At 68.3% G+C, this 12,300-nt stretch carries 11 protein-coding genes and 2 pseudogenes; 4 read left to right on the top strand and 9 right to left on the bottom strand.

From position 1 onward, the window contains the following. A pseudogene (locus Q0Z66_RS10765) lies at positions 1 to 543 on the top strand (hydrolase); the annotation flags it as partial. Positions 544 to 567: 24 nt separating this feature from the next. Here Q0Z66_RS10765 and cydC read toward each other — a convergent pair. The 5 genes from cydC to Q0Z66_RS10740 form a co-directional block, all read right to left on the bottom strand. Beyond that, positions 568 to 2,223, bottom strand: a complete 1,656-nt coding sequence (cydC, locus tag Q0Z66_RS10760) for a thiol reductant ABC exporter subunit CydC (RefSeq protein ID WP_298040963.1) — start codon at positions 2,221 to 2,223, stop codon at positions 568 to 570. Further along, positions 2,220 to 3,869: a thiol reductant ABC exporter subunit CydD gene (gene cydD, locus Q0Z66_RS10755; protein ID WP_298040961.1), complete on the bottom strand. Its 1,650-nt coding sequence runs from the start codon at positions 3,867 to 3,869 to the stop codon at positions 2,220 to 2,222. Before cydD ends, cydC begins: the two co-directional genes overlap by 4 nt. Continuing rightward, positions 3,866 to 4,876 carry a cytochrome d ubiquinol oxidase subunit II gene (cydB, locus tag Q0Z66_RS10750; RefSeq protein WP_298040958.1) on the bottom strand — a complete coding sequence of 337 codons (1,011 nt, stop codon included), beginning with the start codon at positions 4,874 to 4,876 and terminating at the stop codon, positions 3,866 to 3,868. The genes cydD and cydB overlap by 4 nt, the downstream gene beginning before the upstream one ends. A gap of 14 nt (positions 4,877 to 4,890) precedes the next feature. Then, entirely contained in the window at positions 4,891 to 6,306 is a 1,416-nt protein-coding gene (locus tag Q0Z66_RS10745; RefSeq protein ID WP_298040956.1) for a cytochrome ubiquinol oxidase subunit I, read from the bottom strand. Positions 6,307 to 6,416: 110 nt separating this feature from the next. Continuing rightward, a complete protein-coding gene (locus Q0Z66_RS10740; RefSeq protein WP_298040954.1) occupies positions 6,417 to 7,040 on the bottom strand; it encodes an ArsR family transcriptional regulator in 624 nt (207 codons plus the stop codon). Positions 7,041 to 7,190: 150 nt separating this feature from the next. On the opposite strand from Q0Z66_RS10740, the gene radA reads away from it, so the two are divergent. Continuing rightward, a complete protein-coding gene (radA, locus tag Q0Z66_RS10735) occupies positions 7,191 to 8,582 on the top strand; it encodes a DNA repair protein RadA (protein ID WP_298040952.1) in 1,392 nt (463 codons plus the stop codon). A gap of 13 nt (positions 8,583 to 8,595) precedes the next feature. On the opposite strand, the gene Q0Z66_RS10730 is transcribed toward radA, so the two are convergent. The 3 genes from Q0Z66_RS10730 to Q0Z66_RS10720 form a co-directional block, all read right to left on the bottom strand. Further along, on the bottom strand, positions 8,596 to 9,012 hold the full coding sequence (locus Q0Z66_RS10730; RefSeq protein ID WP_298040950.1) for a dehydrogenase: 417 nt from the start codon (positions 9,010 to 9,012) through the stop codon (positions 8,596 to 8,598). 217 nt (positions 9,013 to 9,229) lie between these two features. Continuing rightward, entirely contained in the window at positions 9,230 to 9,871 is a 642-nt protein-coding gene (locus Q0Z66_RS10725) for a hypothetical protein (RefSeq protein ID WP_298040948.1), read from the bottom strand. Then, positions 9,871 to 10,371, bottom strand: coding sequence for an amino-acid N-acetyltransferase (locus tag Q0Z66_RS10720; protein ID WP_298040946.1), 501 nt, complete (start codon positions 10,369 to 10,371; stop codon positions 9,871 to 9,873). The genes Q0Z66_RS10725 and Q0Z66_RS10720 overlap by 1 nt, the downstream gene beginning before the upstream one ends. Before the next feature lie 82 nt (positions 10,372 to 10,453). On the opposite strand from Q0Z66_RS10720, the gene Q0Z66_RS10715 reads away from it, so the two are divergent. Both Q0Z66_RS10715 and Q0Z66_RS10710 read left to right on the top strand, forming a co-directional pair. Then, positions 10,454 to 10,963 (top strand): MarR family winged helix-turn-helix transcriptional regulator, encoded by a 510-nt coding sequence (locus tag Q0Z66_RS10715; RefSeq protein WP_298040944.1) that lies wholly within the window; start codon positions 10,454 to 10,456, stop codon positions 10,961 to 10,963. Positions 10,964 to 10,977: 14 nt separating this feature from the next. Continuing rightward, on the top strand, positions 10,978 to 11,772 hold the full coding sequence (locus Q0Z66_RS10710; RefSeq protein WP_298040942.1) for an SDR family oxidoreductase: 795 nt from the start codon (positions 10,978 to 10,980) through the stop codon (positions 11,770 to 11,772). 60 nt (positions 11,773 to 11,832) lie between these two features. Here the strand turns inward: Q0Z66_RS10710 and Q0Z66_RS10705 are convergent. Continuing rightward, positions 11,833 to 12,300: pseudogene (locus Q0Z66_RS10705) on the bottom strand (NDP-hexose 4-ketoreductase); the annotation flags it as partial.

The following is a 12,300-nucleotide window of genomic DNA, read 5'->3' as shown; positions in this document are numbered from 1 at the left end:
CGCTGGCCGGACCTCGCCCGCGAGTTCTTCTCACGGCCGTCGCGCGGGCGCGTGTTCCAGTACTCCAACGCCAGCACCTACGCGGCGATGACGGTGCTGGCCACCCGCGTGGGCGATGTGCACGACTATCTCGTCCCGCGGCTCTTCGCTCCGCTCGGCATCCACGACGTCACGTGGGACCGCTGCCCGAACGGCCGCATCATCGCCGGCGAGGGCATCGCCCTGCGCACCGAGGAGCTCGCCCGCATCGGCCTGCTGATCCGCGACCGCGGGCGGTGGGAAGGCGCGCAGATCGTCTCACCGCAGTGGATCGAGGCCATGCACACCGGCTGGGTGCCGGCCGGGAAGAACCCCGGCTACCAGCGCTACGCCCTCGCCGGGTGGGACGGCCCCGGACCGGCCTGGCGCCTGCACGGCGCGCACGGCAAGCTCCTGATCTTCATCGGCGACGTCGTCGTCACGCTCACCGCGTACGACCACTTCGCCGCGGATGCCGTCGTCGCCCGCATCGTCGAGCTCGTCGCGGGCGAAACCGCCGTCTGACGACGGCTCGGTCCGCCGTCCGGGTCAGACCGTCCGCCCGGCCTCGATCCGCACGATCCGGTCGATCGTTCCAACAGGCGGGGCGACATGAGAGATGAGCAGCACCGACTGCTCCCCCGCCGCGCGCAGCAGGTCGCCGAGAAGAGCATCGGATGCTTCCGGGTCGACGCCCGCCGTGGGCTCATCGAGCACGAGCACGGGGAATCCGCGCAACAGCGCCCGGGCGAGCGCGATGCGCTGCGCCTGACCGCCCGAGACGAGCGCACCCCGGTCGCCCACGCGGGCATCGAGGCCCCCGCGTTCGCGCACCCAGTCGCCGAGCCCGACCCTCTGCAGCACAGCCAGCAGTTCGTCATCGGTTGCCGTGTCGCGGGCGAAAAGCAGGTTCTGGCGAATGTCCTCATCGAAGAGCTGCGGATGCTGTTCGCACAGACCGATCGCGCGCCGCAGCGCCGGACCGCTCATGCTCGCAGCATCCATCCCACCGATCGTGAACACGCCCTCGGCGCGGAGGAATCCGACGAGCACCGCCGCCAGCGAACTCTTGCCCGCCCCGCTCGGCCCGGTCACGAGAACCTTCTCGCCGGGTCTCACATCGAGGGTGACATCGCGTAGCGCGGGCGCGCCGCCCGGCCAGCTTGCGCGCACGTCGCGCAGTTCGAGCGCCGTTCCAGCCGGATCGTCGTCGTCACCGGCATCCGTGCGCAATTCCTCCGGCATCTGAGCAGGAAGAGCCTCGACGATGCGCTGCGCGCTCGCGCGCACACTGCGCCACGACGACGCCGCGATCGGCACCGCACCGAAGACTTCGAAGACCACCATCGGCACGAGCACGACCACGGCGAGCCAGGGCCCGTCGATCGCACCCGATCCCAAACCAGGGGCCGCAGCCGCCAACGCCCACACCGAAGCGACCCCGGCCAGCGCCGAAAGAACGCCGGCGGCGACCGCCTGCGAAACCGATGCCCGGGTCACCGTGCGTCGCAGCGCCGCGTCCGCCCGGTCGATCCGCTCCCGCGCCTGCGGCTCCGCGCCGAAGGCGAGAAGCACGTCGAGGCTGCCGAAGTAGTCGACGAGGGAGGCAGACAGCTCACCGCGCTGCTCCGAGACCCGGTCCTCCGCGCGGGCTCCGAACACCCAGCCGAGGCCGATCGCCGAGAGAGCCGCGATCACCAGACAGGCGAGCAGCGTGAGCGCAGCAGGAACAGAGACGAAAGCGATGAAGGTGACGGATCCGAGACCGACGACACCCGCCACCGCGAGCGGCTGAACCACCCGCAGCGGAAGGTTCTGCAGATTCTCCACATCGTCGACGAGGGCCGACAGCATGCGTCCGCGATCGGTGCGGCCGAGTCCGGCCGGCGACAGCGGAACAAGACGACGAACCATGTCGGAGCGGGTCGCCGCCAGCTGTCGCAGCGCCGCATCATGCCCCGACAGCCGCTCGAGATAGCGGAACACCGCCCGCGACACGGCGAAGAACCGCACACCAACGACAGCCACCGACAGCGGCACGAGCGAATCGACGATCGACGCGCTCACGATCAGCCAACCACTCACCGCCAGCAACGACACGGCTGCCGCAGCCGACAGCACGCCCCAGATCAGCCCGGGCAGGAAGCGTGCCGTCGGCGGCTGCGCCCGGCGCAGAACCTCGCGAACACTCGACGAAACGCTCATACCCACACCCCCAGATCGACGATCCGATCGGCGTACTGACGGGCAGATCGACGATGCGAGACGAGCAGGATCATCGCCCCGGCATCGGCGGTGCGGCGCAGGTTCTTCCACAGTCGCGCCTCGGTCTCGGCATCCAGGGCGCTCGACGGCTCATCCAGCATGAGAACGCGCGACGGGTCGGCCGCGTGCCGATAGAGCGCCCGCGCGACCGCGACGCGCTGCGCCTGGCCGCCCGACAGTCCGCTTCCCTGCACGCCCAGCTCCTGCGCGGGGTCGAGCTCTTCCGCGCCGGCCTCATCGAGCGCGCGGCGGATGGCGTCGTCGTCGACGATGCCGCCCAGCGCGACGTTCTCGGCGATCGTGCCCCGGATGAGCCCCGGGGCCTGCCCGGCCCAGGCGACCCACTCCGCGGAGGCGAGGTCACGGACATCGACTCCGGCGAACGTCGCCGTCCCCCGGAACGCGACCGCGCCCCGCAGGGCGGCGAGCAGACTCGACTTCCCCGACCCGCTCGGCCCCTCGACGAGGGTGAGAGAACCGGCCGATGCTGTCAGCGAGACGGGTGGGAGGTCTCGGACGCGCAGCCCCTCCACGCACAACTCAGGAGATCCTGCCGTGGCGGGCGGGTTTTCAGTCGAAACCACGGCGGTCGGTGGAAAATCTCCTGAGTCATGCACGGCACGGCGGGCAGATGCAGCGGGACCGGCCTGATCGAGCACGTCGAAGATGTCCTCGGTTGCGGCGACACCTTCGGCAGCCGCGTGGAACTGCACCCCGACCTGCCGGATCGGCAGGAACGCTTCGGGTGCGAGCAGCAGCACGAACAGCCCGACCTCGAGGGTCATGTCGCCGGCGAGCAGCCGGAACCCGACCGCCACGGCGATGAGCGCCACGGCGAGGGACGACAGCAGTTCCATCGCGAACCCCGACAGGAACGAGAAGCGCAGCACCTTCATGGTCTCGCGTCGATACCCGTCGGCGGTGGCCTCGATCTGTGCGGCGGCACGGCGCTCGCGACCGAACAGTCGGAGCGTCGACAACCCCTGCACGGTGTCCGCGAAGCGCGCGGCGAGTCGCTGCAGGGTCTGCCACTGGGTGCGCTGCACGGTGCGCGTCGCGATGCCGATGAGGATCATGAACAGCGGGATCAGCGGCAGGGTGATGATCGCGGTGAGGCCGCTCGGCCAGTCGTTGAGCCACATCACGACGACGATCGTGGGGGTCGCGATGACCATGAGCACGAGCTGCGGCAGGTACCGGGCGAAGTAGGTGTCGAGGGCTTCGAGCCCGTGCCCGGCGGTCACGGCGAGCGTGGCCCGGTTGCGGCCGGCGAGCCAGCCGGGACCGAGCCGTCCGATGGCGCGCACGAGGGCGGTGCGCAGCTGGGTGCCGGTCTTCGCGGCCGCCCGCATCCCGGCGGCGTCGGATGCCGCGATGAGGGTGCCGCGCAGGAGGGCGAGACCGAGGAGCCAGATCAGGGATGCTCCGACATCCCGCCCGGCGATCGCCCCGGTGACGGCGTCGGTCAGGAACCACGCGAAGGCGATGACGACCGCGGTCTGGAGGACGCCGACCGCCGCAGCGAGGATGAAGAATCCCCGAGCGGCGGCGGCGTACTTCAGCAGCCTCGGGTCGACGGGTTTCACGCGTGTGCCGGAGCCCCCTCGATGGATGAGCGCGTGACGCGCTTGCGGAACACCCAGTATGTCCATCCCTGGTACAGAAGCACCAACGGCATGGCGAACAGGGCGGTCCAGGTCATGATCTGCAGCGTGTACTGCGTGCTGGAGGCGTTCTCGATCGTCAGGCTGAAGGCCGCATCGATCGTCGAGGGCAGCACATTGGGGAACAGCGCGGCGAACAGCGTGACGACGGCGAACAGCGTCGTGACGGCGCCGAGGGTGAACGCCCATCCCTCGCGTCCGCGGGCGTTCGCGATGATCGACAGCACGAGCGACACGGCGGCGAGCGCCGCGAGTGCGAGCACGACGGGGCTGAAGAAGGCGATGACCGTCCAGATGAGGAAGGCCGCCGCGACCACGAGGGTGATGAGTCCGGCGCGCAGTCCGAGCGTGCGGGCGTCGGCGCGCAGCTTGCCGTCGGTCTTGAGCGCGATGAAGGTGACGCCGTGCGTGAAGAACAGCAGCAGGGTCGTGAGGCCGCCGAGCAGACCGTAGGGGTTCAGCAGCGTGAGCAGGGTGCCCTGGAAGATGTGGTTCTCATCCAGCGGCACGCCCTGCACGATGTTCGCGAAGGCGACGCCCCAGAGGAATGCGGGTGCGGCGGAGCCGATCACGATCATGCGGTCAAAGCCGCGCTTCCATTTCTCGCTCTTGCCCTGGTGGCGGTATTCGAAGGAGACGCCGCGCATGATCAGGGCGAGCAGGATCAGCAGCAGCGCGAGGTAGAAGCCGCTGAACAGCGAGGCGTACCACTCGGGGAACGAGGCGAACAGGCAGGCGCCGGCGACGATGAGCCAGGTCTCGTTGAGGTCCCACACGGGGCCGATCGTGTTGATGATCTGACGCCGGGAGACGTCGTCCTTGCCGAGGAACGGCAGCGACATCCCGACGCCGAAGTCGAACCCGTCGAGGATGAAGTATCCGACGAACAGGAAGGCGATGATGCCGAACCAGAGTGTTGCGAGATCCATGTCCGCGTCCTTCCTCAGTACACGACCGACGGCAGCTGCGCTGACTCATCGGCGGGTTTCTCTTCCGTGTCCGGCCCCTTCTGGGCCGCTTTCACGATCAGGCGGATCTCGACGACGGCGAGCGCCGCGTAGATCGCGGTGAAGGCGACCAGCGAGATGAGCACTTCCAGTCCGCTCGTCCCGGGCGAGACGCCGTCACGGGTGGTCATGAGTCCGAACACGATCCAGGGCTGGCGGCCCATCTCGGTGAAGACCCATCCGACGATGTTGGCGAGGAGCGCGAGCGGGTAGGACCAGATCGCGATCTTCCACATCCACTTGGCGGGCTCGCGCTTGGCGTTCTTGCGCGTGATCCACAGGCCGACGACGGCGATGGCGGCGTGCGCCATGCCCAGGCCGATCATCCAGCGGAAGGCCCAGTAGGTGATCCACAGCACGGGGGTGAAGTCGGTGATGCCGGTGTCGGCGTATTCGACGGCGTACTGCGCGTTGAGGTCGTTGATCCCGTGCACGCATCCGTCGAGCGAGTGGTTCGACAGGAGCGAGAGCAGGTAGGGCACGCGGATGGAGAACAGGTCGGTCTTGCCGTCGGGGGTTCCGAGTGTGAAGAGGCTGAATGCCGCGTCCTTGCCGCACACGGTGTTGAACGTCGCCTCGGCCGCTGCCATCTTCATGGGCTGTGTGGCGTACATGGCAAGACCCAGCTGGTCGCCCGAGAGCACGACGCCGGTGACGGCCACGAGCATCCCCCAGAGTCCGAACTTGAGCGAGACCCGCATGGTGTCGACGTGCTGTCCGCGGGAGAGGTGCCAGGCCGACACCGAGATGATGACTCCGGCGGCGAACATGAAGGCGCCGAAGATCGTGTGCGGGAAGGCGGCGAGGGCGACGGGGTTCGTCAGCAGCGCCCAGAAGTCGACGAGCTCGGCGCGGTTCGTCTCGGCGTTGTACTCGTAGCCGACCGGGTTCTGCATGAACGCGTTGGCGGCGATGATGAAGTAGGCCGACAGGATGCTGCCGATGGAGACGCACCAGATCGTGAGCAGGTGCAGCTTCTGGCTGAGCTTGTCCCAGCCGAAGATCCACAGTCCGATGAAGGTCGCCTCGAAGAAGAAGGCGAGCAGGCCTTCGAAGGCGAGCGGGGCGCCGAACACGTCACCGACGAAGCGGGAGTAGTCCGACCAGTTCATGCCGAACTGGAATTCCTGCACGATTCCGGTGACGACGCCCATGGCGAAGTTGATGAGGAAGATCTTGCCGAAGAATCGTGTCAGATGCAGGTACTGGATCTTTCCGGTGCGCACCCAGGCGGTCTGGAAGATGGCCGCCGACAGCGCCATGCCGATCGTGAGGGGCACGAAGAGGTAGTGGTAGACGGTCGTGAGACCGAACTGCCACCTCGCGAGGACCAGCGGATCCAACCACTCCATCAGACGACTCCTTCTCTGGGACTTCGGCCAGATTATGTCTGGCCGAACCGCGATGATCGCGCTGCAGGCCGTGAATAACGGCCAGTCCGGGATGGGCCCCCGGGATGCGATTACGCGGCGGTGTCCGTCAGGCGCAGCTGCACCGTGCACTCCTGAGGCATGGTTGGTTCGTGCACGGAATCGGCGACCAGCGGGCCGCCGGCCTCCGTGAGCACCCCCTGCATGAGACTCAGATGCACCCGGCACAGCACCGGACGATCCTCGGGTCGTGCCGCGGCGTGCGGGCACGGGGTGAGGTCCACAGTGAGCCGGTCGTCGTCGATGACGGGCTCGAATCCGCTTTCTTCAAGATGTTCGATGAGGGCGTCGAGCTGGTAGGTCGCTTCGCGCCCCAGATCGGATGCCGCGGCCGGAACCATCCGGCGCATGAGGTCGCCGCGACGGGCGGCCGCGGTGACCTTGTCGCGGGCGACGGGGCTGGAGGCTCCGGGCGCTCCGGTCGCCGCGCTGTACAGGGTGCGCGGACGCCCCCGTGTGGCGCGGCGTTCGATGGCCGGGATCACGTATCCGCCCTCGATGAGCCGCTGCAGGTGCTCGCGCACGGTGTTCGCATGCAGCCCGGTGACCTCGCACAGCTCGCCGATCGTGCGGTGGGGTCGCGACTGGACCAGGTGCAGGATCTGCACCCGGGAGTATGTCGAGATCGGACCGCAGGTGGGTCTGGCGATGGCCATGTCTCAATTATCCCGACGTCCTGATCAGCCCACGATTTCCGGGCCGTGAATATTCGGTTTTCGCGATAGGGATGTCTGATCCGGTCGATAGCGCTCCTGCATCGCGCACTGTTCGAGGGCTTTGTCGGATGCTGCGGATAGCCTTGCTGCATGGCAACCCGCAAACCCGCTCCCCCTGCTTTCGCGTGCACGGAATGCGGGTGGACGACGTCGAAGTGGGTCGGCCGCTGCGGTGAGTGCCAGCAGTGGGGAACCGTGCAGGAGCAGGCCGCGAAGACCGGCATCCTGCGTCAGATCTCTCCCCTGACTCCGGGCGCCGATCGTGCGGCCCGCCCCATCACCCAGATCACCACGGCGGAGACGCCGCGGCGCACGAGCGGGGTCGCCGAGTTCGACCGGGTACTGGGCGGCGGCATCGTTCCGGGGGCCGCGATCCTGCTCAGCGGTGAGCCCGGCGTCGGCAAGTCGACGCTGCTTCTCGAGGTGGCCGCCCAGGCCGCACGCGGCGGGCGGCGCGTGCTCTACGCGAGCGCCGAGGAGTCCCAGGCCCAGGTGCGTCTGCGCGCCGAGCGCACCGGTGCTCTGCACGATGAGCTCTATCTGGCGAGCGAGACCGATCTGGCGACGATCCTGGGGCACATCGACGAGGTGCAGCCGGGCCTGGTGATCGTCGATTCGGTGCAGACCGTGGCATCCTCTCTCTCAGACGGCGCGGCCGGCCAGCCGAGCCAGGTGCGCGAGGTCGCGGCGACGCTGATCCGCGTCGCCAAGGAGCGGCATCTGCCCGTGATCATCGTGGGGCATGTCACGAAGGACGGCCAGGTCGCCGGCCCCCGTGTGCTCGAGCACCTCGTCGACGTGGTGTGCCATTTCGAGGGCGACCGGCAGACGGCACTGCGCTTCATCCGTGCGTTGAAGAACCGGTTCGGTCCGACGGATGAGGTCGGATGCTTCGAGATGACCGGCGACGGGATCGCCGAGGTCCCCGACCCGTCGGGGCTGTTCCTCGGCCAGGGCTCGACGGAGCCCGGAACATGTGTCGCGATCGCGATGGAGGGCCGTCGCGCCCTCCCCGTCGAGGTGCAGGCGCTGACGGTCGAGACCGCGGCGCCGAATCCGCGTCGCGTCGTCTCGGGGCTCGACTCGGCTCGTGTGGCGATGGTGCTGGCGATCCTCGAGAAGCGCGGCCGCGTCCCCACCAGCAAGCTCGACGTCTACGTGTCGACGGTGGGCGGGGTGCGCTTCACCGAGCCGGCGGCCGACCTCGCGATCGCGATCGCCGTGGCGGGCTCCATCCAGCAGTTCTCCGTCCCGCGCACGATCGCCGCGGTGGGAGAGCTGAGCCTGGCCGGCGAGGTGCGCGCCGTCACACAGGCCGCGCAGCGCCGTTCCGAGGCGACGCGGCTCGGCTACGAGCAGGTGGTCGATGAGCGTTCGGCGTCGTTGAAGGCCGCGCTCGACGATGTGCGCTCACGCAGTCGCTCCGCGCATCCCGCGCCGAAGCGCCGCAAGCCCGAGATCGACGACGTCCCGCCGTTCTGATCCGGAGCCGGAGTCAGGCGCCGAGCGCCGCGAGCAGGTCGCCCGGCGCGGCCTGCATGGGGTGCGGTCCCGCGATGTCGAGGAAGACCGTCGTGATCTCCTCACGGTGCTTGGTGAGGAACTGCTCCAGCCACTCCGGCGAGTAGACGCCCACCCCGGAGGGCAGGTTCTCGGGCTTGTTGCGCGCGTCGCTGAAGAGCAGCAGTGCCACCTGCTGAGTGTTCGGGTCGCGGAACGTCCAGACCTCCCCGCCGTCGAGCGGATTGTCACGCACTCCGGCACGCAGCAGCGGCACCACCGTGTTGCCGTTTCGCAGCGCCAGCGCGACGGCTGCCATGTCCTGCTTCTCGAGCGCGAGGGCGAGGGCCTCAGAGCGGAATTCCTCGGGACGGGGCTTCTTGCCGGCCGATTTCGACTTCTTCGCTGCCATTCATCCAGCTTAGAGAAGAAAAAGGGGCCCTCTCGAGCATCCATTGGGGACTGGGTAACTCGAAAGGGCCCGCAACTCTCGCACGGTGAATGTCGAAGCGCTGGGGACGCTGAGTACGACGCCACTGGGGATGGCTTGCACCGGAATATACCGAGAGTAGCTTCTATGGTATCCCAAAGAGAGCGCCACTCCTGACGAAATCTGATATCCCGAGCGATCAGTAGAGAAGAATCTGGCGCGTACGTGCGGCGTCGAAGCCGCCGATCGAGACGGCGACGTGGTACGAGGCTCCGCCGGCAGGGGCGCGCGAACGGTTCTCCTGGTCGCAGGTGCTGACATCCGAGCGCGTGCGGTCCCATTCGACGGGGGTCGCGCTCGAGACGGACTGTCCCGCGGTGAGCGTGACGACCATGCTGCTCGGGTTCTCCTGGCAGTCGGTCGAACGCCACCAGACGTCCTCGCCACTCGTCACCGTGAAGGCCTGCGTCGCCGAGCCGACGTCGATCGTGCAGTCGACGGCGCCGGTGTTCGTCAGCCGGATCGACAGCTGCGGGAGAGCGCCTGCCTCATAGCTCTCGGCATCGGTCACCGCCTCGACCGTGATGCTCCCCGCCTGGCAGGGCGCGGCCCCCTGCGTTTCGACGGGGCTGGGCTCGGCCGACGGAGTCTCCGCCTGCACTGCGGTCTCGCTCGCCGAGGGCGACGGCTCAGGGGCTTCCTCCGAGCCGGAGCCCGCCCAGGGCTGAGCGATGAGCACCCAAATCCCCGCGCCGATGACGGCGAGCACGAGGAGAACCGCCACGAAGAACACGATGCGACGCCGACGGTAGACCGCCGGGCTCGGATGCCGCGCGGCCATCACAGGTTCTTCAGCATCCGGGTGTTGCCGAGGGTGTTCGGCTTCACGTGCGCGAGGTCGAGGAACTCGGCGACGCCCTCGTCACGGCTGCGCAGCAGCTGCGAGTAGACGTCCGGGGCGACGATCTGCTCGCCGATGGGCGCGAATCCGCGGCGCGCGAAGAAGTCCGTCTCGAAGGTGAGGCAGAACAGGCGGGAGAGCCCGAGATCCTGTGCGCGCACTTCGAGGGCCTCGACGATCGCGCGTCCGACGCCGTGCCGCAGCCAGTCGTCACGAACGATCAACGTGCGGATCTCACCGAGGTCCTCCCACATCACATGCAGGGCACCGCATCCGATCAGTTCGCCGTCTTTCTCGGCGACCACGAACTCCTGCACCGCGCCGTAGAGCACCGCGAGATCCTTGCCGAGCAGGATTCGTCGCTCGACCAGCGGCTCCAGCAGGTGGTGGATGCCGAGGACGTCGGCGCTGCGCGCCGGGCGGACGATGTAGTCGCTCACCCTTCCACCCTAGAACCGGCAGCCTGAGAAACGGCGCATTAAGTTAGTTGCTTGAGGCAATCAAGCGCATGGACTGATCTTCGTGGAAAGCTCCCGCGAAGCATCCGAATCAGCCCTGCTCGCCGCGCTCACGCATCTCATGGCCCGCTGGTCGTCGACCTCCGTGCAGGAGTCCGTCGCGGCCAGCGCCGGTGTCCGCATCGACAGCGCCGACATCCCCGCGCTCTACATGCTCGGCCTCGAAGGCCCATCCCGATCGAGTGCGCTCGCCGCAGCCCTGCACCTGACACGGCCGACCATGAGCAAGCAGCTCGCCCGCCTCGAACGAGCAGGACTCATCGAAAGGCGCACGGATCCGAGCGACGGACGAGCATCCGTCATCATCCTCTCCCCCGCCGGCGGAACCGCCCATCGTCGCCTCGTCGCGGAGGGAGTCGCCATGCTGCATTCCGCCACCGCCGCATGGGACGACGCCGAGACCGCCCGCTTCACCGACCAGCTCTCCCGCCTGGTCGCCGAGCTCAGCGGGCCCACCGAACCCGTCGGAGGCGAACCCGCCTCCGACTCCCTACGACCGAACCCCCGGTCGTGAAACGGAGGAACACCATGACACGCACCTATGTCGTGACCGGATCCGCATCCGGCATCGGCGCCACCACCGCGCAGCTGCTGCGCGACCGCGGCGCCCGCGTGATCGGCATCGATCTGCGAAACGCCGAGGTCGAGGCGGATCTGTCGATGCCGCAGGGCCGCATCGACGCCGCTGCGAAGGCGATCGACATCGCCGGCGGCACGATCGATGCCGTGATCGCCTGCGCCGGAATCTCGGCGCCGATCGCGAAGACGATCTCCGTCAACTACTTCGGCGTCACGGAACTGCTCGAGAACCTGCGCCCGGCGCTGGCGAAGTCGGATGCCCCGCGCGCCGCCGTCGTGTCGTCGATGGCGTCGCTGCAGCAGAACTCCGCCGAGATGGTCGAGGCCGCCCTCGCCGGCGATGAGGCGACCGCTCTGCAGATCGCCGAGCAGTACGCCGCCGCCGGCGGCATGGCCGGCTACATCGTCTACCCGTCGTCCAAGCGCGCCCTGTCGCGCTGGGTGCGCCGCCAGTCGATCACTCCCGAGTGGGCGGGCGCCGACATCCCGCTCAACGCCGTCGCACCCGGCACCGTGCTCACCCCGATGACCCAGGAGCTCCTCTCCACCGAGGAGAACCGCACGATGGTCGACGACAACGTGCCGATGCCGCTGAACTACCACCAGCCGCCCGAGTCGATCGCGAACCTGCTGATCTGGCTGACCAGTGTCGAGAACACGCACCTCGCCGGTCAGGTCATCTACGACGACGGCGGCGCGGACGCCTCGCTGCGCGGCGACGACATCTGGTCCTGGAACGACTGAGACCCCACGAGAACGACGAATGGGCGGATGCCGAAGCATCCGCCCATTCGTCGTATCGGGTTACTCGCCCGAGGCCGCGAGGTCCGGCGTGGCGGAGATCGCCGGCGTCGTGTTGACGCCGACCGCGACCTTCTCACCGCGGGCCTTCATCGCGAACGTGAACTTGCCCTCGGCGACGTCGACCGTGATGTGGTCGCCGCTGTTGAGCTCGCCGTGCAGGATCTTCTCGGACAGGTGGTCCTCGATCTCGCGCTGCATGGCGCGGCGCAGCGGGCGGGCGCCGAGGGCCGGGTCGAAGCCGACCTCGATGAGACGCTCCTTGGCGTCCTGCGTGAGCTCGACGGTCATGTCGCGGTCGAGCAGACGGTCGCCGAGGCGCTTCACGAACAGGTCGACGATCTGGATGAGCTCCTTCTTCGCCAGCTGCGGGAAGACGATGACGTCGTCGACACGGTTGAGGAACTCGGGCTTGAAGTGGCGCTTGAGCTCTTCGTCGACCTTGCCCTTCATCCGCTCGTAGCTGGTCTG

Origin of the sequence: uncultured Microbacterium sp. (genome assembly GCF_947632095.1) — a bacterium.
Taxonomy (GTDB): Bacteria; Actinomycetota; Actinomycetes; order Actinomycetales; family Microbacteriaceae; genus Microbacterium.
The sequence above is the reverse complement of the archived record's forward strand: the minus strand, read 5'-3'. Positions and strand labels throughout refer to the sequence as shown.

Excerpts from the sequence above, each read along its gene's own strand:
- cydC (WP_298040963.1), bottom strand. The coding sequence starts at position 2,223 with ATGAGCGTTTCGTCGAGTGTTCGCGAGGTTCTGCGCCGGGCGCAGCCG.
- cydB (WP_298040958.1), bottom strand. The coding sequence starts at position 4,876 with ATGGATCTCGCAACACTCTGGTTCGGCATCATCGCCTTCCTGTTCGTC.
- Q0Z66_RS10745 (WP_298040956.1), bottom strand. The coding sequence starts at position 6,306 with ATGGAGTGGTTGGATCCGCTGGTCCTCGCGAGGTGGCAGTTCGGTCTC.
- Q0Z66_RS10740 (WP_298040954.1), bottom strand. The coding sequence starts at position 7,040 with ATGGCCATCGCCAGACCCACCTGCGGTCCGATCTCGACATACTCCCGG.
- radA (WP_298040952.1), top strand. The coding sequence starts at position 7,191 with ATGGCAACCCGCAAACCCGCTCCCCCTGCTTTCGCGTGCACGGAATGC.
- Q0Z66_RS10730 (WP_298040950.1), bottom strand. The coding sequence starts at position 9,012 with ATGGCAGCGAAGAAGTCGAAATCGGCCGGCAAGAAGCCCCGTCCCGAG.
- Q0Z66_RS10725 (WP_298040948.1), bottom strand. The coding sequence starts at position 9,871 with ATGGCCGCGCGGCATCCGAGCCCGGCGGTCTACCGTCGGCGTCGCATC.
- Q0Z66_RS10710 (WP_298040942.1), top strand. The coding sequence starts at position 10,978 with ATGACACGCACCTATGTCGTGACCGGATCCGCATCCGGCATCGGCGCC.